Source organism: Streptomyces sp. NPDC005955, assembly GCF_042871255.1.
Classification (GTDB): Bacteria; Actinomycetota; Actinomycetes; order Streptomycetales; family Streptomycetaceae; genus Streptomyces.
Genome location: NZ_JBIAIF010000010.1, coordinates 75,723 through 95,557 on the forward strand (window position 1 = coordinate 75,723; position 19,835 = coordinate 95,557).

Consider the following 19,835-nt stretch of genomic DNA (forward strand, 5'->3'; position numbering starts at 1 on the left):
CACCACCCGGGGCGCGGACACCCCGAGGAAGGCCGATGCCGCATGCTGCACTCCCCCGATGAGACCGGCGAAACGGACGGCGCCCAGCCCGAGCCGGTCGCGCCCCGCATCCTCCTCCTCTCGACGTCCGACACGGACCTGCTGAGCGCACGCGCGGCGAACCGCACGGGCACCCCCGTCCCCTATGTCTTCGCGAACCCGTCCCGGTTGCCGTTGGGTGATCTGCCGGCGCTGCTGGACGGGGTCGCGCTGGTAGTCGTGCGGCTGCTCGGCGGGGTCCGGGCCTGGCAGGACGGGCTCGACCAGCTGACCGCGACGGGCCTGCCGGTGGTCGTGCTGACCGGTGAACAGGCGCCGGACGCCCAGCTGATGGCGGCGTCCACGGTGCCCGTGGGCATCGCCGCGGAAGCGCACGCCTACCTCGCGCACGGCGGGCCGGCGAACCTGTCGCAGCTGGCCCGGTTCCTGTCGGACACCGTGCTGCTCACCGGTCACGGTTTCGAGCCGCCGGCGCCCGCCCCCGCCTGGGGCCCCTTGGAGCGCACCCCGGTGAGGGCCGAAGCGGACGGCGTGCCGACGGTGGCCGTCCTCTACTACCGGGCGCACCACATGAGCGGCAACACCGCGTTCGTCGCCGCGCTGTGCGAGGCGGTGGAGCACGCGGGCGGCCGGCCGCTGCCGCTGTACGTGGCGTCGCTGCGCAGCCCCGAGCCCGAGCTGTTGGACGCCCTGCGCGCGGCGGACGTCATCGTGACGACGGTGCTCGCCGCCGGCGGTACCCGGCCGGCCGAGGCGTCGGCGGGCGGCGACGACGAGTCCTGGGACGCGGGCGCGCTGACCGGGCTGGACGTGCCGGTGCTCCAGGCGCTGTGTCTGACCTCGTCGCGGGCCGACTGGGAGGCCAACGACGAGGGCGTGTCCCCGTTGGACGCGGCGAGCCAGATCGCGGTGCCGGAGTTCGACGGCCGGCTGATCACCGTCCCGTTCTCGTTCAAGGAGATCGACGAGGACGGGCTGCCCGCCTACGCCGCCGACCCGGAGCGGGCGGCGCGGGTCGCGGGGATCGCGGTGCGGCACGCGCGGTTGCGGTACATCCCGGCCGCGGAGAAGCGGATCGCGTTGGTGCTGTCGGCGTATCCGACGAAGCACGCCCGGATCGGCAACGCGGTCGGCCTGGACACGCCGGCCAGTGCGGTGGCGCTGTTGCGGCGGCTGCGCGCGGAGGGGTACGGGTTCGGGCCCGTGGAGGACATCCCGGGTCTGGTGTCGGGCGACGGCGACGAGCTGATCCGGGCGCTGATCGACGCGGGCGGCCACGACCAGGACTGGTTGACCGAGGAGCAGTTGGCGGCGAACCCGGTGCGCATTCCGGCGGCCGACTACCGTCGCTGGTTCGCGACGCTGCCCGAGGAGCTGCGGTCGGCGGTGGAGGAGCACTGGGGCCCGGCGCCCGGTGAGATGTTCGTGGACCGCACCCACAACCCGGAGGGTGACATCGTGCTCGCGGCGCTGCGCCGCGAGAACCTGCTGATCGTGATCCAGCCGCCGCGGGGCTTCGGCGAGAACCCGATCGCGATCTACCACGACCCGGACCTGCCGCCCTCGCACCACTACCTGGCGGCGTACCGGTGGATCGCGGCGTCCCGCGAGGACGGCGGCTTCGGCGCCGATGCGATGGTGCACCTGGGCAAGCACGGCAACCTGGAGTGGCTGCCCGGCAAGAACGCGGGTCTTTCCGCGGCGTGCGCGCCCGATGCGGCCCTCGGTGACCTGCCGTTGGTGTACCCGTTCCTGGTGAACGACCCGGGCGAGGGCACCCAGGCCAAGCGCCGGGTGCACGCCACGCTGATCGACCACCTGGTGCCGCCGATGGCCCGCGCCGACTCGTACGGGGACATCGCGCGGCTGGAGCAGCTGCTCGACGAGTACGCGCAGATCTCGTCGATGGACCCGGCGAAGCTGCCGGCGATCCGGGCGCAGATCTGGACGTTGATCCAAGCGGCCCGGCTCGACCACGACCTGGGCTTGGAGGACCGCCCCGACGACGACGGCTTCGACGACTTCCTGCTGCACGTCGACGGGTGGCTGTGCGAGGTCAAGGACGCGCAGATCCGCGACGGCCTGCACGTGCTGGGGGCTCCGCCGGCGGCCGGGGACCGGGTGAACCTGGTGCTGGCGATCCTGCGCGCCCGGCAGATCTGGGGCGGCACCACCGCGCTGCCGGGGCTGCGGGAGGCGCTGGGCCTGGACGAGTCGGCGGCGACCCGCACCGGGGCCGACGCTGCGGAGGAGGCGGCGCGGGCGCTGGTCGAGGCGATGGAGGCGGCCGACTGGGACCCGGCGGCGGTCGCGGTGGTGGCCGCCGACCACGGGCCGGACGTGGCGCGGGTGTTGGACTTCGCGGCGCACGAGGTGGTGCCGCGGCTCAACGCCACGCACCAGGAACTCGACCACGCGGTACACGCGTTGAACGGCGGGTTCGTGCCGGCGGGGCCCTCGGGTTCGCCGTTGCGCGGACTGGTGAACGTGCTGCCGACGGGCCGCAACTTCTACTCCGTCGACCCGAAGGCCGTGCCGTCCCGGCTGGCCTGGGAGACCGGTCAGGCCCTCGCGGACTCGCTGTTGGCCCGCTACCGCGAGGACAACGGCGACTGGCCCACGTCGGTGGGTCTGTCGCTGTGGGGAACGAGCGCGATGCGCACCGCGGGCGACGACGTGGCGGAGGCGCTGGCGCTGCTCGGGGTGCGTCCGGTGTGGGACGACGCCTCGCGCCGGGTCACCGGGGTGGAGGCGGTGCCGGCCGAGGAGCTGGGGCGGCCCCGCGTCGATGTGACGCTGCGCATCTCGGGCTTCTTCCGGGACGCGTTCCCGCACGTCATCGGCTTGTTGGACGATGCGGTGCGGCTGGTCGCGGACCTCGACGAGGCGGACGAGACCAACTACGTGCGGGCGCACGTGAAGGCGGACCTCGCGGCGCACGGTGACGAGCGCCGGGCCACCACCCGCATCTTCGGTTCCCGCCCGGGCACGTACGGGGCGGGGCTGCTCCAGCTGATCGACTCGCGGGACTGGCGCACCGATGCGGACCTCGCCGAGGTGTACACGGTGTGGGGCGGTTACGCGTACGGGCGCGAGTTGGACGGTCGGCCGGCGCGCGAGGAGATGGAGACCGCGTACAAGCGGATCGCGGTCGCGGCGAAGAACACGGACACCCGTGAGCACGACATCGCCGACTCGGACGACTACTTCCAGTACCACGGGGGCATGGTGGCGACCGTGCGGGCGCTGCGCGGTACGGCGCCCGAGGCGTACATCGGCGACTCGACCCGGCCGGAGACGGTGCGCACCCGGACCCTGGTCGAGGAGACCTCGCGGGTGTTCCGGGCCCGGGTGGTCAATCCGAAGTGGATCGAGGCGATGCGCCGCCACGGCTACAAGGGCGCGTTCGAGCTGGCGGCGACGGTCGACTACCTCTTCGGCTACGACGCCACGACCGGGGTGATCGCGGACTGGATGTACGACAAGCTCACGCAGGCGTACGTCCTCGACCCGGAGAACCGTGCCTTCCTCCAGGAGGCCAACCCCTGGGCGTTGCACGGCATCACGGAGCGGCTGTTGGAGGCCGAGTCGCGGGGGCTGTGGGCGAAGCCCGACCCGGCGACGTTGGACGCGCTGCGCCAGGTGTTCCTGGAGACGGAGGGCGATCTGGAAGGCGGCGCGGAGGGCGCCGAGGGCTGAGCGGGCCCCGGCCCGGGGGTGCGGTGCGTGCGCCGCGCCCCCGGGCCTTCCGGGTGGTTCAGCTGGCCGTGCGGGTCATGGTGGACGCGTAGCCGCCGCCCCCGGGGTAGGTCCAGGCGCCGCTGACGGTGTCGCCTCCGGCGTTGAAGGTGCCCCGGTAGTGGGCGGGCGAGCCCACCTCGCCGGCCCAGATGACCAGGGTGTCGCCCTCGATCTCGTAGAGGTAGTCGAAGGTGTTGCCCTCGCTGTCGTAGTAGCGGGAGTGGACGTGCTCGCTGGGCTCCTCGGCGCCGAACGGCTTCAGCCGGCCGATGACCTCGATGCCGGTGACGGCCTGCCCGTACTGGGTGAGGTCGATGTCCTGGACGAGGAACTGCTCGCCGGGGAGCCAGCGGTAGGTGACGGTGCCCTCGGCGCCGCCGGTGACGTTCCAGGTGCCGAGCAGTCGGTCGAAGTTCTTCATGCTCATGGTGGGTTCCTCTTCCGCGGAGTGGCGTCGGGGGTGCGTCGGGGGTGCGTCTGCGCTGCGTCGTTGCGTCGGACGCCCCTGTGACGGGTGCCGCCGGGGAAAAGGAATCGGCCGGCGCACTGTGACCTGGGTCACCGTGCGCCGGCCGTGGTGTCGCGGGGTCTACGGGGTCTACGGGGTCTACGGGGTCTACGGGGTCTTACAGGGTCGGGGACAGGCCCAGTGCGGGCAGGACCTCCGGTCCGAAGGTGGTGATCTCGGCGACCAGCCCGTCCTCGATCCGCAGCACGTCGATGTTGACCGCGCGGTACTCGGTGTCCCCGGGTTCGCGGACGTAGTTCACGGCCGCGGGCTGCCGGTTGACGGTGACCTCCACGGACCGCCACTCGCCCCACCGGTCCGGGCCCTGGAGCACCGGCCGCCACAGGTCGAGGATCGCGGTGCGGCCCTCGTAGACGCGGGCCACCGGCGGCATGGTCTGGCGGGCGTCCTCCCGCAGCAGGGCGGTCAGTTCCGTCAGGTCGGCGTTCTGCGAGGCGGTCACGTAGCGGCGCAGGGCGGCCCGTTCCGCGGCGCTCGGCTCGGTCGCCGGGCCCCAGTCGGCGCGGCGCGGCGGGAGGTGGACGCGCAGGGTGGCGCGGGCCCGCTGGAGTGCGCTCTTGACCGCGGCGACGCTGACCTCCAGGGTCCTCGCCGTCTCGTCCGCCGGGAAGCCGAGCACGTCCCGCAGGATCAGCACGGCCCGCTGGCGCGGCGGGAGGTGCTGGATCGCCGCGAGGTACGCCAGCTCGATGGTCTCCCGGGCGATCGTCCCCTCCAGCAGGGAGTCGGGGTACGGCTCCAGCCAGCGCACCTCGGCGATGGCGGAGGTGGCGGTGGCGACCTCGCGGGACCGGGCCGGGCCGCCGAGGAAGTCCAGGCAGACGCGGGTCGCGATGCGGTAGAGCCAGGGGCGCAGCCGCTCCGGGTCGTCCAGGGACTCACGCTTGCGCCAGGCGCGGATCAACGTCTCCTGGACGAGGTCCTCGGCGTCCGTGTACGAGCCGACCATCCGGTAGCAGTGGACGCGCAGTTCCCCGCGGTGCCGTTCCGCGCGCGCGGACAGGTCCTCGGCCGTGTTCGCCCGGTCCGCCGGCGCCCCGTCCGCCGGCGCCCCGCCCGTCATCGTGTCGTCCGTCATCGAGCGAGGTTAACCGTCCCGGTGGCGGTGGGCGCGGCGCCCGTTCCTCCCGGCGGACCGGGGGGAGAACGGGCGCCGCGTCGTTCACCGCGCGGGCACCTCCGTCGCCCGGCGGGCCCGTACGCTCCAACGGTCGTCCAGGCGGGCGAGCCGCACCGGGTGGCCGAAGCACGCACTGACCAGGTCGTCGGTGAGCACCTCGGCGACGGGCCCGGCGACGAGTCGGCAGCCGCCGCGCAGCAGCACGGCGTGGGTCGTCCCCGGGGGCAGCTCCTCCAGGTGGTGGGTGACCAGGACGGACGCCAGTTCCGGCCAGCCCTGTTGGAGCGCATCGAGCCGTTCGACGAGTTGTTCCCGCCCGGCGAGGTCCAGTCCGGTCGCCGGTTCGTCGAGCAGGAGCAGCCGGGGGCGGGGCATCAGGGCGCGGGCGATCAGGGCGCGGCCCCGCTCCCCCTGGGACAGGGTCGGCCACCGTGCCGCGTGCCGGTGCCCGAGGCCGAGCAGTCCGATCAGCCGGTCGGCGGTGGCTGTTTCGGCGGCCGTGGGGCGCCAGCGGGGCAGCGGCTGCACGCTGTTGGTCAGCCCGGTGAGGACCAGCTCGCGGACAGTCAGCGGGGCGCGCGGGTCGTGGCGCGGGTCGACGTGTCCGACATGGGCGCGCAGTTCCCGCAGGTCGACCCGGCCCAGCCGGTGGCCGAGCACGTCGACCGTGCCGCGGGTGGGGTGGGCGAGTGCTCCGAGCAGCCGCAGCAGGGTGCTCTTGCCCGCGCCGTTGGGGCCGAGCAGCGCCCAGTGCTCCCCGGCCCGGACGGTGAACGTCACCCCGTGCAGCACGGGGTTCCCGTCCCGGACGACGTCCACGTCCCGCACGCTCAGCACCGGGGCGGTGGTCATGCGCGCGCCCGGTCGGCGCGGTGGACGGCGGCCAGCACCGCGCGGGCCGCCGCGACCAGCGGATCGGGGTCGCGGCCGGCGCCCCAGTGCGGCACGCCGTCCACCCGGCACCGGGCGTAGGCGGCGTGCCCGCCGTCTTCGACGGGGTGCCCGGTGTGGGCCAGGAGTTCGACGGGGACGTCCGCGGTGCGCAGGGCCGCGACGACCGCGGACTGCGGGGCGTCCCCGCGGGCGGAGCGCTCCCGGCCGTCGATGCGCAGGGTGCAGCCGAACCGGTCCGTTTCGGCGTCCGGTGCGTCCGGTGCGTCCGCCGTCACGGTGACGAGGGCGTGGGGGCCGTCCGGGCCGGGGGCGACGTAGGTGGTGTGGAAGAGGTCGCCCAACTCGGTCGGGGACAGTTCCCGGCCGCTGTCGTCGGTGCGCAGTTGCACCGCGCGGGCGAAGTCGGGGCGCAGGTCCGCGGGGAGGTCGAGCCCGTGGTGGACGCGCAGCAGGTGCGCCACCCCGCCCTTGCCGGACTGCGAGTTGATGCGGATGACCGCCTCGTAGGTGCGCCCGATGTCCGCCGGGTCGACCGGCAGGTACGGCACCGACCAGGGCGCCGCGGACTGCGGGACGCCCAACTCGGCGGCTCTTTTCGCGTGGTGGGCCAGGCCCTTCGCGATGGCGTCCTGGTGGGTGCCGGAGAACGCCGTGTGCACCAGGTCGCCGGCGTAGGGGTGGCGGTCGGGCACGGGGAGCCGGTTGCAGTGCTCGACCACCTCGCGCACCGCGTCGATGTCGGACAGGTCGAGCATCGGGTCCACGCCCTGGGTGTACAGGTTGAGGGCGAGGGTCATCAGATCGACGTTCCCGGTGCGCTCGCCGTTGCCGAACAGGCAGCCTTCGACGCGCTGGGCGCCGGCCAGCAGGGCGAGTTCGGCGCAGGCGACCCCGGTGCCACGGTCGTTGTGCGGGTGCACCGACAGGATGACGTGCTCGCGGCGGGCGAGGTGGCGGTCGGCGTGGGCGATCTGGTCCGCGTAGACGTTGGGCGTCGCGATCTCGACCGTGGCGGGCAGGTTGTGCACCACGGGCCGGTCCCGGCTCGCCTCCCACAGGTCGGTGAGACCGTTGCACACCTCCAGGACGAAGTCGGGTTCGGTGAGGTTGAAGACCTCCGGGGAGAACTCGAAGCGGATGTCGGCGCCCGGCCGTTCCTCCGCCCGGCGCAGCAGATGGGTGGCGGCCTCCCGCACCAGTGCGTGCACCTCGGCCCGGGAACGGCCCAGCACCACGTCCCGCCAGGTGGGGGCCGTCGCGGTGTAGAGGTGCACCAGGGTGCGGGGGAGCCCTTCGACGGATTCGACGGTGCGGTCGATGAGGTCACGGCGGGCGGCGGTGAAGACGGAGACGGTGACGTCGTCGGGGACGGCGTCCGCTTCGACGAGGTGGCGGACGAAGTCGAAGTCGGTGCGGCTCGCGGAGGGGTAGCCGACCTCGATCTCCTTGAAGCCCATGGTGACCAGCAGGTCGAACAGTCGGCGTTTGCGGGCGGTGTCCATCGGTTCGGCCAGGGCCTGGTTGCCGTCCCGCAGGTCGACCGGCACCCACAGCGGGGCGCGTTCGATGCGGCGCGCGGGCCAGGACCGGTCGACCGGGGGCAGCGGGACCCGTTGGTGCGCGGGACGGTAGCGCTGGAACGGCATGCTGCTGGGGCGCTGGGGGTTCCAGTGCGGTGCGTGGTCCGGGAGTTCACCGGACGGGGTGTGCAGGGTGGGGAACACGGTGGTGCGGACGGCGGATGCCATCGGAGCGTCCTTCGGTCGGTCGTCCGTGGACCGGCAGCCCGAAGCCCCGCTGCGGGGCGCCGGTCGCGTCAGACCCCGCAGCGGCGACCGAGAAGGAGCAGCCCGTGTGCCAGCATGCGGAGTACCTTAACCACCCCTCAGGTCCTCAGACAATTTGAGGGGGCATCGAACGGAGCGTGAACTCACCATGACCCTGCGCGCGTTGCGACCGTCCTCACTGGTCGAGCAGGCCACCGAGCGGCTGCGCGAGCACCTCGCCGACGGCACCTGGACGGTCGGCTCCAAGCTCCCCGGGGAGAGCGCCCTGGCCGAGGCCCTCGGGGTGGGCCGCTCGACGGTCCGGGAGGCGTTGCGCGCCCTGGCCTGCGCCGGGCTGGTCCGGGCCCGCCAGGGCTCCGGGGTCTTCGTCCTCGCGACCACCTCTCCCGAACAGTGGTCGACCCGACTGCGCCGGGCCGCCGTGACGGACGTCTACGAGGTCCGCATGATCGTCGAGGTGGAGGCCGCCAGGATCGCCGCCCGGCGCCGCACCGACGACGACGTGGCCGCCCTGCACGCCGCCCTGACCGCCCGCCGGGCCTGTGCGCCCGACGACCACGCCGCGTTCGTCACGGCCGACATCGCGCTGCACGGGGCGGTGGTCGCCGCGGCCCACAACCCGGTGCTGAGCGATCTGTTCGCCGAGTTCGTGCCGGTGCTGCGCCAGGGGCTGCTCGACCTGGTGGACGTGCTGGACCTCCGGGCGGACGACCCCGACCACGGCGACGCCGCGCACGCCCGGTTGGTCACCGCGGTCGAACGCGGCGACGAGGCTGCGGCCGGGCGGGTGCTGCGGAAGGAACTCACGGACACGCTGGCGCTGTTGCGCTCGCTGTGAGCCGCGCGCCGGCGGTCCGCACCGGGCGCCCGTGTGCTGGTGCGCGCCCCGCGGTGCGTGAAACGATGCGGACCTGAGCAGGAGGGGGACGACGATTCAGTCGGTGCTGGGGAACATCGTGATCGGGCTGGTGACCAGCTTCCTGGGCGGCACCCTGGTCTGGTTGTGGGAGCGGGCGAAGCGGGCCCGTGCGGTGAACAGGCGGGCCGCGTTCTTCGGGGTCCGCCCCGGGCAGAGCTGTCTGATCGTGTTGGGCAACAAGCACGGCTCGCCCCGGACCGCGACCTACCGGGACGTCGAGGCCGCCATGGCACTGGCCCTGTTGGCCGGCGAGTTGGACTGCAAGGTGGTCCTGGAGACCGGCAGCTTCCGGGGCAGCAACGCCGATCGCACGGAGTTCTGCGTGGGCGGACCCACCGGGGGCGCCAACCTCCGCACGGGCGGTCACCTGGCCGCCCATCTGCCCGGAGTCACCCTCCACCCCTACGACCCCGGGCGTCCGGACTCGGTGGCCATCGAGGTCGACGGGGAGAAGTACCCGTTCGACAAGGGCGACCGGGAGTTCGCGCTCGTCGCCAAGTTCCAGCCGGTGGAGTCCGAGTGCCCGGTGTTCGTGGTGTCGGGCCAGACGTCCACGGCCAACCTGGCCGCGGTCCACTTCCTACGGCGCGAGTACGAGCAGGTGGCCGAGCGGCTGACGTCGGTGGAACGGTTCTGCCTGGTGATCAAGGTCTCCGGCATCGGGACCTACGGCTTCTCCCGCGCCGAACTGGAACGGGACGTCACCGCCGCCGCGTTCATGGCGTGAGCGCCCGCCCGCCCCGCACGGGCACGGTGGTCCACGGTCCGGGCCCGGAGGGTGAACGTGGTGCTCAGAGGTTGAACGTGATGTCGGAGAAGTCCCGGCCCTGGACGACCGGACCGGTCACCGTGCCGGTGACGGAGTTCTCGACCGTGCCGGCCGCTTCGGCGACCGGGCGGGCCTCCTCCCACCACCGGGCCAGCCACGCCCGGAACTCGGGATCGTGCGCCGCGCGCTCGTCCAGCGCCCGCGCCAGCGCCTCGGCCCGCGCCGGATCCTCCGGCGCCTCGGTCAACGCGACCAGTTCCCGACTCCCGGGCTCCGCCGCCCCGTCGTCCGCGGGGGCTTCGGAGACTTCTGGGGCTGCGGGGGCTGCGGGGGCTGCGGGGGCTGCGGGGGCTGCGGCAACCTCAACGACCTCGCCGTCCGCTACGACCTCGGCGTCCACCACGTCCCCGTCGGGCTGACCGGACCGGCCGGACTCCCCCGCACGGGACCCCGTACCGACCTCGGCACCCGCCTCGGCACCGGCCTCGGCCCCCGCCCCGGGCGACCCACCGTGTCGGAACGGGCGCCGGACCAGTTTGGCGAGACCCAGCCACGCCTGCCGCCCGGCCTCCCCGGCCACCCCCGTGGCCAGCGCCGCGAGCACCGCCGCCGAGATCGGATCCATGAGCACGCTCCCCGGGTCGACTACCTGCACCCACCATAGGAGCAACGGGCGCCCAACCCGCCGGGTTCGGGGAAGCCTCACCCGGTGACGGCCGGGAACGTAGTGTGGGGGAATGGCCGAGGAGACCCACAACAGTCTGGACGGGCGGGCGGACGTGGTCGTCCAGGCCGGGCGCATCGGGGAACTGCACCAGCACTGGCACGGGCCGACCCCCTCGGACCCCCCGGTCCCCTACCAACTGCCGCCCGCACCCGTGTACTTCGAGAACCGGCTCGCCGAGCAGGAACGCGTCGCCCGGGCCGCCGAAGCGCACGGGGACGGGCCCGGCCCCCTGGTCGTCGCCCTGACCGGCATCGGCGGCATCGGCAAGACCGCCCTCGGCTTCCAGCTCGCCCGCACGCTCGGCGCACGCTTCCCCGACGGGGTGCTCTACGTCGACCTCGACGACCTGCGCCGCGACGGCACCGTAGAGGTGTCCGAGGCGGTGGCGGAACTCCTGACCGGCCTCGGGGTCACCCCGGACTGGTGGGAACGCACCTTCGCGGGCCGCTCCCAGCAGTACTGGACCCGTACCCGGGACAAGCGGCTCATCGTCGTCATCGACAACGCCCGCTACGGCGCCGAGGTCCTGCCGCTGCTGCCGTCGTCCGCCGGCAGCCTCGCCATCGTGTCCAGCCAGGGCGCCCTCTACGACCTGGACGGCGTCGCCGCGGTCGACGTGCCCGTCGACCCGCTGGCCACCGACGACGCCCTACGGCTGCTCGGCCGCCTGGTGGACGACCCGCGGTTGACGGCGGAACCCGCCGCCGCGGCCGAACTCGCCCGGTGCTGCGCCGGGCTGCCCGCCGCCCTGCACGTGGCGGGCCGCTGGGTGCGCAAACACCGCCGGCGCGCCCTGCCCCGGCTGGTCGCCGAGCTCACCACGGAACTCCACGAGAAGGGCATCCCGATGGTGGAGGCGGTGTGGGACGCCGCCCACGCGGGGCTCGGTGCGGACGCCGCGCGGCTCTACGTCCTGCTCCCCCAGCACCCGGCGCCCTCCGTCACCGTGCACGACGCCGCCGCCCTGCTGGGCACGGACCTCCCCGCGGCCGAGGACGCGGTGGAGGAGTTGGAGACCGCCGGACTGCTGGACGGCCGGCCCGGCGGACTCGGACTGCACGCACTGCTGCGCGGCCACGCCGAACGACGGGCCCGGGACGCCGACCCGGAGGGCACCGTGCGCGGTGCGGGACGCGAACGGCTGATCCGCTGGTACCGGCGTCAGGCGGCACGCGCCGACCTGCTCGCGGCGGGCCCGCGCCTGACCTTCGCCGCACCCGGCCCGCCCGTGCCCGGCGTCCCCGACCTGGAGTTCACCGACAAGGCCGCGGCACTGCGCTGGTTGGAGTCGCGCCGGCTCGCCCTGTTCGGCTGCGTCCGGCTGGCCTTCGACAGCGGACGGTACGAGGACGCCTGGGCGCTGTGCGAACCGCTGTGGACCCACTTCCTGGACCACCCGCACCACGCGGACGTCACCGACGCCTTCCGCATCGGCGTCGCGGCGGCCGACCGGGCCGAGCACCTGCCCGCGCAGGTGCGCATGCGGTGCCAACTGGCCCGGCCCCTGTGGGAGCAGAAGCAGTACGAACGGGCCGCGGAGCAGGTGGAACAGGCCCTGCGGGCCGCCGAGTCGCTGGGCGGGACGCCGCAGGAACGCAAGCTGCGGGCCTCGGCCGTGGAGTTCCGGGGCCTGCTGAAGTCGGCCCGGGAGGACTGGACGGGGGCCGCCGCCGACTTCACGGCCGCCCGGGACGCCCACGCGGCGATCCCCAACGCGTACGGGGTGCTGCTCCAGACGTCCCTGCTGGGGCGCACCGCGCTGAACCGCGGGGCGGCCGACGAGGCGGTCGTGCTGCTGACCCGGGCGCACCGGATGGCGCGGGAACAGCAGCGGGAGCGGATGACCGCACGCACCGGCTTCGAACTCGGCCGTGCGCTGCGGGCGGCCGGGCGACCGGCCGAGGCGGTGGCCCTGGTGCGGGCCGCCCTGGACGGCGCCCGGGAACGGGGCTCCACCTCCGACGAAGTGCGCGTACTGGAGGAACTGGCGCGCCTCGAAGAGGAGTTGGGGCATGCCGCGGAGGCGGCGGAGCACCGGGCGGCGGCCCGGGCCCTGGCGGAGCGCTCCGGCGGACTGGCCGGACCGGACGGGGGCCCGTAGCCCGCGCGGGCCGGTCAGAGTTCGTGGCCGAGGTCGCTCTCGTCGGCGGCCGTCAGCTCGGCCCGGACAGTGAGCGGACCGATCGTGCAGTGCAACGCCACCGGCCCGGTCCACGGCGGGGCGGTGGCCAGCCAGGCGTGCACCGCGGACAGCACCGCCGCGGGATCGGCGCGCAGGACCCGCCCGGCCGTGCGGTGCGGCTCGACGCGGACGCCGAACGTGCCCGCCGTGCGGTGCCGCAGCAGACAGCGCCCCGGGGAGAACACCACGGCGGCGGTCCGGCAGCCCGGGTGGTCGGCGAGGACCCGGTCCGTCCAGCCGGCCGCCGTCCACGCGCTGGTGTGCGGGGCGGTGGCGGCGGGCCGGGCCCGGCACCACACCACCGCGGCGCCCTGCGTCTCGCGCTCGGTCGCCTCGGGGTGTTCGGCGGCCAGGTGGTGCACCGCCTCACGGGTGTACGGGGGGAGTCGGGTGACCCCCACCTGGTGTCCGTCCACCTCGGCCCGGACCGCGAAGGCCGCCGGCCGTCGACGGGGGCCCGCCGGGCGGGGCAGCGGCCGGGGCGTGACCGGCACGTTCCGCGGTTCCAACCGCAACAGCCGGTAGAGCCGGTCGCGCAGCCCCGGCAGGGCCCGGCCGGGCAGGGCGAACGCGGCGGCCGCGGCGGCGCGGCCGGCCCGGTGGCCGGCGGCGTCGAGGGCCCGTTCCACCTCCGCGGCCCCCGCCGCCCGGGGCAGTCGGGGCGCCCGGGACAACAGGCGGTCCATGGGGCTGCCGGGGATCAGTTCGTCACCGCCGTCGTGGGCGCCGATCACCGGGCGGCCCAGGGCCGCGGCGTACAGCGCGGTGGAACCGTGGTCGCTGATCACCGCGTCGGCCGCGACCAGCAGCGCCGCCCACTCCTCGTACGGACCGGCCAGGACCAGGCCCGCGCCGCGCGCGGGGGCGAGATGGCGCGCGAGGTCGAACGAGCCGGTGCGGCTGTACTCGTTGGGGTGCAGCACCAGGGCGAGTTGGTACGCGTCGTGGGGCAGCCCGCCGAGCAGTTCGCCCGGCAGTTCGGGACGGCGGGCCAACAGCGACTGGGGTCCCCAGGTGGAGGTGAGCACGAGCAGGCGGCGCCCGCCCGTGCCCAGGGAGGCCCGGTAGTCGTCCCGGCGGGCGAGCGAACCGAGCAGCCGGTCCAGGGTGGGGTCCCCCACGACGGTCGCCCGGGCGGCGGCCTCGGGGCAGTACGCGAGGAGCCGGGCCACCTGCTCGTCGTGCCCGAGGGCGTGCAGGTCGGCCCAGGGCGCCCCGTCGTCGAGCAGGTAGTGCGGATCGAGGCCGGAGGGGAGCTGCGGTGAGCCGTCCGCGCCGACCGTCTTGTTGAAGCCGGCGCCGTGCGGCAGCAGTACCCGGGGGCCGGTCAGCGCCCGCAACGCGCCCTTGGGGCTGGCGGCCAGCACCAGATCGTGCCGGCGGCTGCGGGCCTGGGCCCAGTCGAGGGTGCGGGCGCCCGCCCGCTCCAGCGCGGCGAGGGCGTCCACGTCGAACTCCGAACCGGGGACGAGCGTGACGCGCACGGCGAGGCGTTCGTCGCCGTCGAAGACGGGCAGGACGTCGAGCAGCCGGTGCAGGGCCGTCGCCGAGCGGACCGCGAGGAGCACGGTGCGGCGTTCGCGGGCCGCGGGGGCGCCGACCGTGATCCCGGGGCCGGAGACCCCGGTCGACGTCCCGGGCCCGACGGCGCCCAGCCGGGTCCCGGAGCCGGAGGCACCCGTCGTGGCCCCAGGGCTGGGGGTGCCCGCCGTAGTCCCGGAGCCGGAGGCACCCGCCGTGGCCCCAGGGCTGGTGGCACCCGTCACGGTCCCGGGGCTGGGGGCACCCGTCGTAGTCCCGGAGCCGGAGGCACCCGCCGTGGCCCCAGGGCTGGTGGCACCGGTCGTGATCCCGGGGCTGGGGGCACCGGTCGACGTGCCGGGACTGGTGGCACCCAGCCGGATCCCGGGGCCGGAGGCGCCCACCGTGGCCCCAGGGCTGGTGGCACCGGTCGTGATCCCGAGCCCGGGGGCGCCCGTCGTAGTCCCGGAGCCGGCGGCGTCCGGCCGGGTGCCGGGCCCGGAGGCACTGGTCGACGTCCCGGGGCCGGAGGCACCCGTCGTGGTCCCGGAGCCGGAGGCGTCCGTCGTGGTCCCGGGCCGGGAGGCACCCACCGTGGTCCCAGGGCTGGTGGCACCCGTCGACGTCCCGGAGCCGGAGGCGTCCGTCGTGGTCCCGAGCCCGGGGGCGTCCAGCCGGGTCCCGGGCCCGGGGGCACCCGTCGTGGTCCTAGGGCTGGTGGCACCCAGCCAGGTCCCGGAGCTGGCGGCACCTGCCGTGGTCCCGGGACTGGGGGCACCGGTCGTGGTCCCGAGCCCGGGGGCGTCCGGCCGGGTCCCGGGGCTGGGGGCGCCGGTCGACGTCCCGAGGCCGGAGGCACCCGTCGTAGTGCCGGAGCCGGCGGCGTCCGTCGTGGTCCCGGGCCCGGAGGCGTCCAGCCGGGTCCCGGGCCCGGAGGCACCGGTCGACGTCCCGGGGCCGGAGGCGTCCCGCCGGGGCTCGGGGCTGGGGGCGCCGGTCGTCGTGCCGGGTCGGTGGGGCCCGTCGTGGGCCCGGGGCCGGTGGTACCGGTCGACGTGCCGGGGCCGGAGGCGTCCGGCCGGGTCCTCGGGGCGGGGGCGGGTTCGCCCCGGACCGGCGGGGAGCAGTCCTCACGGGCCTCGGGCGGCATGCGGCCGATCGTACCGGCGGCCCGACCACCCGCTCCCGTCGGTCACCGGCTCCGGGTGCCCCGTCCGAGCCGGGCGGGCTCACCGGTAACGGATGACCCGCACTCCGCACTCCCGCAACCCCTCAAGACCGCTGAACGTCCGCGCCGAACCGTCCACCAGACCCACCGCGCCCTCCGCGGTACGGAACCCGGTCAACAGCACACCGGTCGACGGGCGGCCCCGCCCGTCCAACCGGCGCACCCACACCAGCGCCCGACCGCCCGGCGGCAGCGCCGCCAGGGACGCCACCGCCCCGGTCGCCGTCGCGTGCTCCGTCACCGCGAGCACCCCGCCCAACTCCGCGAGCGTGGGCGCGAACCAGGCCGCCCGCCCCGGCTGCGGCACCGGGCCCGCCGGACCGCCCCGGTCCCAGGCCGCGAAGTGACCCCACGGATCGGAGTTCGGCAACAGGAACGGCTCCTGGGGGTCCTTCGGCACCACCACCGCCGCGTCGACCATCGACTCCCGCCAGTCCCCGGTGCGCAGGAACGCCGTGGTGTCGCAGGCGAACAGCCAGCCGCGGGCCGTCTCGTCCGCCGGATCGGGCGCCACCAGTTCCACCGGCTCCGACCAGGACGCGCGCAGCCACTCCTCGGCCTTGCGGCGGGCCGCCCCGAAGTCGGGCGCGGACGCCGCGCCGGACCCCGCCGGACGCACCCGCGCGAACGTCAACTCCCGTACGCCGACGGTGTCCAGGCGGCCGAGGCCGCCCGTCATCCCGTCCAGGAAGACGACGTTCCCGCCGTCGTTGAGCACGTACAGCAGGTGCCCGCTGGCCTCCGCGCCGCCGGCCTCGCGCCGGACCCAGACCACGCCCCGGGTGCCGGGCCCGGGCTCCTTCGCCCGGCGCACGACCTCGTCCCAGTCGGCGCAGCGCAGCGCCTCGGCACCCGGGAAGTACCGGCGCAGCAGCAGGTTCCACCAGCCGGGCGCCTCGTGCACCGGCTGCCACGGCAGCGGCGTCGAGGGGACGCCGCCGGTCACCTGCGCGGCGACCGTGACCACGCAGCCCCGGGCGTTCAACCGCCTTGCACGGGCGTCCGGTTGTCGTGCCTGCGGGGGGCCGGGGTAGCCGGCGGCGTCCCCGAACGGGTCGTCGGACGCGGGGTGGAACGGCTCGCCCCCGTCCTTCGGCACCACCACCGAGGAGGCCAGCATCGGGGTGCTCGGGTAGCCGGGCTGGGGGACCGTGCGGCAGCTGAACATCCAGGTGCGGGCGTCCTGCGCGACGGGGTGCGGGACGGCGAGTTCCACGAGGCCGCCGTAGGTGCGGTGCAGCCAGTGCCGGGCGGCGCCGGACGGGTCGACGGCGTTCACCGCGTCCCTCCCGGCCAGGTGCCGCTCTTCAGGAAGGCGTCGAACTGCTCCGACGTGGTGCTCGTGGGCGGCTGGTACGGCTCCGCGCCGTCACCGGGCACGATCACCAGCTTCGTCATCGGGCCCATCCAGGGCTGACCGCTGTCCAACGCCTCCTGGGAGTCGTAGCGGACCACCCAGCCCGCGACGTAGGCGTACGACTCCTCCGGCAGCACGACGATGGTCCAGCCGTCGGAACCGTGGGCGTACAGCCCGTCCAGGTAGTGACGTGCCGCCCGGACGGCCTCTTCCTTGGTCAACATGGTGCTCGATCCTGTCATCGCTACTTGTAGGGGATGTGGGCGATCTGTGCGGTGCCCTTCTCCAGGAGGGCGAGTCCGCCCGTCTGACCGTCCAGGAACACCACCCCGTCGGGTGTCTTGACGGCGTTGAAGACGTGCCCCGTGTTGTTCTCACGGATGATGGCGACCACGCTACGGGCACCGTCCCCGCGCTCGTTCAGATCGCGGACGATGTCGTCGTAGCCCTTCACGGGGGTGTACGCCGAAGGTTCCACCCCGAGTTCCTTGAAGGGGATGGAGCCCGCCTGCGGCCGGGGTGCCGCACTGACCTCGACGCCGTCGAGCCGTCGGTCGACGGTCACGACGTTGAACGTACAGTTCTGCGTGTAGCCGGGCTGGTTGGTGTTGTTGAGGTCCCGTAGCCAGGGGAACTGTTCGTCGAGGTACTTCTGCGCGGTGGCGGGGTCCACGGAGTCCGCGTGGATCGCCTTCTCCTTGACCGTGTCGGTCGACTTCGCGAGGTCCCCCCACGAGGGCGTCGCCGGCGCCGCCTTCGCCGCGTCCGCGACGTCGTCCGCGACCCGGGCCGTGGTGCGCACCGCGCCCAGGCCCTTCGTGCCGAGCAGTTCCGGGAGCAGCCGGCCGAACCCCTCGCTGGGGTCCTCCTCGAAGCTGTCCCACAGCGCCCCGGGGATGCGCTGCGGGTTCGCCGCGGCGGACACCACCCCGGCCAGGGTGGTGGCGACGTTCTGCCCGTACTGCGCGGGGTGGGTGAGGTTGTAGAGGTCCAGGGGGTTGATTCCGCGCACGAAGTTGACGGCCCCCGCGGCGCCCTTCAGCACGCCGCCCGCGACATGGGTCAGCTCGATCGCCTGCCCCACGGCGTGGTCGGCGACGTTCAGCACCATCCGGTCCGTGGGCGGCGGCTCGGCCGGGGCGTGCTCCAACGCGTCCTGGAGGACGCGTTGCGCCTCGCGGGCCGCCCCGTCGCGTTGCCGGCGGGCCTCCCGGAGCAGGTCGTGGGCCTGGCGCCGGTCGGCGGCCCCGGGGTCGGTGAAGGGCGGCGGTACGGGCCCGGGGTCCCGGTCGGCGGTGACGGCCGCGTTGTACGCGTCGACCTTGGTGTTGTGCGCGTCGACCGCGTCCTGGGACGCCTTCTTGCCGGTCCGGTACAGCTCGATCGCCCGCTGGGCCTGGTCCTGCGCCCACTGGACCACGTCCGCGTAACGGGTCAGGGCGAGGCCCGCCCCCTCGAACGCGTCGGCGGCCCGCAGCCAGTCGGCCGGGTGCATCGCGAACTCCGCCCGGAACGCGTCGGCCGCCTCGCCCTTCCAGCGGTCCGAGCCGAGCCCTCGCATCCCGTCGCCGACCCGGCCGAAGGCGCCGCGGAAGTCGGCGAGGTGACCCGCGGTGTTCCGGATGTCGCCGGGTTTGCCGTGGACCAGCTCGTTGGCCTCCTCGGTCTCGCCGAGCCGCTGTTCGCGGACCGAGGCCCCCAGCTCGGACGCGAGGTCGTCGCCGAAGTCCTCGACGGTGTCCGCGAGGTCCTCGGCGCCGACGCGGTCCAGGCCGTCGCCGATGCGGTCGGTGGTCCAGTCGACGCCCTCGCCGACCGCCTTCTTGCCCGCGTCGATGCCGTCCTCGATGCGGCTCAGGCCCTGGTCCGCGAGGTCCCCCAGGCCGCCGAGGTCGATGTCGGGTCCCCAGCCCATCAGCGGTCGCCTTCCCGGGGCGCCGGCTCGGTCGCGCGGTCCACCGCGCCCCGCACCTCGTCACGCACGCCGGCCGCGTCCAACAGCTGGTTCTGGAGCAGGTGATCGGCGCCGAAGACGTCGCGCGTCGCGCCCTTCCACGCCTCCTGCGAGGCGTGCCGTGCGTCCTCGAAGGACTCGCGGCTGTAGTCGGCGTCCCGGACGTGGGTGTACGGGTTGCTGGACAGCACCTCGCCCCAGTCCTTGCCGGTGATCTCGTCCTCGGTGGCGTACGGGTTGCCGATGCCCGCGTTCACCACGACCTTCAGGCTGCCCTGCACGTACTGGTCCACCTCGTGCAGCACGCCCGCGGACAGTCCGACGTCGTCGGCGAACTCGTTGCCCCGTTGCACGAGGGCGCGCACCCCCCACTCCCAGCGTTCGCAGAAGTCCTCCAGGGTGGAGCTGAGGCCGTCGTGGCCGGTCTGGAGTCCGGTCAGGGCCAGGTCCGAGAAGCCGCGGCCGGTGCTGGCCCGGCCGACCATGCCGAGTTCGCCCAGCTCCCCCAGGACGTCGGTGATGCCCTGGGCGATCTGCCCCAACGCCGCCTTGGACGACGCCAGGTCAACGTGGTCGGTCATGCGGGTGCCCCTCCGTCGTTCGGGTGCGGTGGTGTGCGGGGCGGGCCGGGGTGCGCGGCGTCGAGGGCGGCGCGGTCCGGGACGACGCCCCGTACCGGGGGCAGGACCCAGCCGTCCGGCCCGGCCGCGTCCAGCGCCACCCCGCACGGGAACCCGGCCGCCGGCACCACCTCGTCCAGCAGCCGGAACCCGTACGTCCTGCGGTACGGCCAGTCGCGCGCCGCCTCGCCGCGGGCCGTCGCGAACCGGGCGAGGGCCTCCTCGTCGGTGAACGCGCAGATCCAGGCCAACCCGCCGAAGGCGAGGGTCAGCGGGTCGCCGTCCCCGTCGAGCGGGACGAGCACCAGCGACTGTCGGAACCCGGCGATCCGCTCCAGCACCGCGACCCGGGCCGCGTCCGGCGACACCGGTGCCGGGGTGTCGCCAACAGCCCCTGACTCAGACTGGGCTGACGGTCGGTCATATCCATTTAGTGGAGCGGGTTGTG

The 19,835-nt window shown here is 74.7% G+C and carries 15 protein-coding genes; 4 read left to right on the forward strand and 11 right to left on the reverse strand.

What is annotated here, in order from left to right:
• The first annotated feature begins 42 nt into the window (after nt 1-42).
• Entirely contained in the window at nt 43-3,738 is a 3,696-nt protein-coding gene (cobN, locus tag ACFYOU_RS23165; protein WP_391308113.1) for a cobaltochelatase subunit CobN, read from the forward strand.
• 58 nt (nt 3,739-3,796) lie between these two features.
• Here the strand turns inward: cobN and ACFYOU_RS23170 are convergent, their stop codons facing one another.
• The 4 genes from ACFYOU_RS23170 to ACFYOU_RS23185 all read right to left on the reverse strand — a co-directional run bounded on the left by ACFYOU_RS23170 (nt 3,797) and on the right by ACFYOU_RS23185 (nt 8,071).
• On the reverse strand, nt 3,797-4,207 hold the full coding sequence (locus tag ACFYOU_RS23170; RefSeq protein WP_391308115.1) for a hypothetical protein: 411 nt from the start codon (nt 4,205-4,207) through the stop codon (nt 3,797-3,799).
• A gap of 199 nt (nt 4,208-4,406) precedes the next feature.
• Complete coding sequence (locus tag ACFYOU_RS23175; protein WP_391308117.1) at nt 4,407-5,387, reverse strand: RNA polymerase subunit sigma-70; 981 nt, start codon at nt 5,385-5,387, stop codon at nt 4,407-4,409.
• A gap of 84 nt (nt 5,388-5,471) precedes the next feature.
• Nucleotides 5,472-6,281 carry an ABC transporter ATP-binding protein gene (locus ACFYOU_RS23180; RefSeq protein WP_389763830.1) on the reverse strand — a complete coding sequence of 270 codons (810 nt, stop codon included), beginning with the start codon at nt 6,279-6,281 and terminating at the stop codon, nt 5,472-5,474.
• Nucleotides 6,278-8,071 carry a 2-isopropylmalate synthase gene (locus ACFYOU_RS23185; RefSeq protein WP_391308118.1) on the reverse strand — a complete coding sequence of 598 codons (1,794 nt, stop codon included), beginning with the start codon at nt 8,069-8,071 and terminating at the stop codon, nt 6,278-6,280. The genes ACFYOU_RS23180 and ACFYOU_RS23185 overlap by 4 nt, the downstream gene beginning before the upstream one ends.
• A 187-nt stretch (nt 8,072-8,258) precedes the next feature.
• On the opposite strand from ACFYOU_RS23185, the gene ACFYOU_RS23190 reads away from it, so the two are divergent.
• Together ACFYOU_RS23190 and ACFYOU_RS23195 are read left to right on the forward strand one after the other, a co-directional pair.
• Entirely contained in the window at nt 8,259-8,948 is a 690-nt protein-coding gene (locus ACFYOU_RS23190) for a GntR family transcriptional regulator (RefSeq protein ID WP_391308120.1), read from the forward strand.
• A 103-nt stretch (nt 8,949-9,051) separates the two neighbouring features.
• A complete protein-coding gene (locus ACFYOU_RS23195; RefSeq protein WP_391308122.1) occupies nt 9,052-9,756 on the forward strand; it encodes a hypothetical protein in 705 nt (234 codons plus the stop codon).
• Between the two features lie 64 nt (nt 9,757-9,820).
• Here the strand turns inward: ACFYOU_RS23195 and ACFYOU_RS23200 are convergent, their stop codons facing one another.
• Nucleotides 9,821-10,423 carry a hypothetical protein gene (locus ACFYOU_RS23200; RefSeq protein WP_391308124.1) on the reverse strand — a complete coding sequence of 201 codons (603 nt, stop codon included), beginning with the start codon at nt 10,421-10,423 and terminating at the stop codon, nt 9,821-9,823.
• Between the two features lie 112 nt (nt 10,424-10,535).
• Here ACFYOU_RS23200 and ACFYOU_RS23205 point away from each other — a divergent pair, with 112 nt between their 5' ends.
• Complete coding sequence (locus tag ACFYOU_RS23205) at nt 10,536-12,626, forward strand: NB-ARC domain-containing protein (protein WP_391308125.1); 2,091 nt, start codon at nt 10,536-10,538, stop codon at nt 12,624-12,626.
• A 14-nt stretch (nt 12,627-12,640) separates the two neighbouring features.
• Here the strand turns inward: ACFYOU_RS23205 and ACFYOU_RS23210 are convergent, their stop codons facing one another.
• The 6 genes from ACFYOU_RS23210 to ACFYOU_RS23235 all read right to left on the reverse strand — a co-directional run bounded on the left by ACFYOU_RS23210 (nt 12,641) and on the right by ACFYOU_RS23235 (nt 19,755).
• Nucleotides 12,641-14,275, reverse strand: coding sequence for a translation initiation factor 2 (locus tag ACFYOU_RS23210; RefSeq protein WP_391308358.1), 1,635 nt, complete (start codon nt 14,273-14,275; stop codon nt 12,641-12,643).
• Between the two features lie 1,182 nt (nt 14,276-15,457).
• Nucleotides 15,458-16,735, reverse strand: a complete 1,278-nt coding sequence (locus tag ACFYOU_RS23215) for a YrhB domain-containing protein (RefSeq protein WP_391308126.1) — start codon at nt 16,733-16,735, stop codon at nt 15,458-15,460.
• A complete protein-coding gene (locus tag ACFYOU_RS23220; protein WP_391308128.1) occupies nt 16,732-17,037 on the reverse strand; it encodes a YrhB domain-containing protein in 306 nt (101 codons plus the stop codon). The genes ACFYOU_RS23215 and ACFYOU_RS23220 overlap by 4 nt, the downstream gene beginning before the upstream one ends.
• A 20-nt stretch (nt 17,038-17,057) precedes the next feature.
• Nucleotides 17,058-18,728, reverse strand: coding sequence for a putative T7SS-secreted protein (locus tag ACFYOU_RS23225; RefSeq protein ID WP_391308129.1), 1,671 nt, complete (start codon nt 18,726-18,728; stop codon nt 17,058-17,060).
• Nucleotides 18,728-19,348 carry a hypothetical protein gene (locus ACFYOU_RS23230; protein ID WP_389763849.1) on the reverse strand — a complete coding sequence of 207 codons (621 nt, stop codon included), beginning with the start codon at nt 19,346-19,348 and terminating at the stop codon, nt 18,728-18,730. Before ACFYOU_RS23230 ends, ACFYOU_RS23225 begins: the two co-directional genes overlap by 1 nt.
• On the reverse strand, nt 19,345-19,755 hold the full coding sequence (locus ACFYOU_RS23235) for an SseB family protein (protein ID WP_389763851.1): 411 nt from the start codon (nt 19,753-19,755) through the stop codon (nt 19,345-19,347). The genes ACFYOU_RS23230 and ACFYOU_RS23235 overlap by 4 nt, the downstream gene beginning before the upstream one ends.
• Between the last annotated feature and the right edge of the window lie 80 nt (nt 19,756-19,835).

Bases quoted from the DNA above. Each gene is read 5' to 3' on its own strand.
- ACFYOU_RS23225 (WP_391308129.1), bottom strand. From the start codon at position 18,728: ATGGGCTGGGGACCCGACATCGACCTCGGCGGCCTGGGGGACCTCGCG.
- ACFYOU_RS23230 (WP_389763849.1), bottom strand. From the start codon at position 19,348: ATGACCGACCACGTTGACCTGGCGTCGTCCAAGGCGGCGTTGGGGCAG.
- ACFYOU_RS23175 (WP_391308117.1), bottom strand. From the start codon at position 5,387: ATGACGGACGACACGATGACGGGCGGGGCGCCGGCGGACGGGGCGCCG.
- ACFYOU_RS23220 (WP_391308128.1), bottom strand. From the start codon at position 17,037: ATGTTGACCAAGGAAGAGGCCGTCCGGGCGGCACGTCACTACCTGGAC.
- ACFYOU_RS23185 (WP_391308118.1), bottom strand. From the start codon at position 8,071: ATGGCATCCGCCGTCCGCACCACCGTGTTCCCCACCCTGCACACCCCG.
- ACFYOU_RS23190 (WP_391308120.1), top strand. From the start codon at position 8,259: ATGACCCTGCGCGCGTTGCGACCGTCCTCACTGGTCGAGCAGGCCACC.
- cobN (WP_391308113.1), top strand. From the start codon at position 43: ATGCTGCACTCCCCCGATGAGACCGGCGAAACGGACGGCGCCCAGCCC.
- ACFYOU_RS23200 (WP_391308124.1), bottom strand. From the start codon at position 10,423: ATGGATCCGATCTCGGCGGCGGTGCTCGCGGCGCTGGCCACGGGGGTG.
- ACFYOU_RS23205 (WP_391308125.1), top strand. From the start codon at position 10,536: ATGGCCGAGGAGACCCACAACAGTCTGGACGGGCGGGCGGACGTGGTC.
- ACFYOU_RS23170 (WP_391308115.1), bottom strand. From the start codon at position 4,207: ATGAGCATGAAGAACTTCGACCGACTGCTCGGCACCTGGAACGTCACC.
- ACFYOU_RS23180 (WP_389763830.1), bottom strand. From the start codon at position 6,281: ATGACCACCGCCCCGGTGCTGAGCGTGCGGGACGTGGACGTCGTCCGG.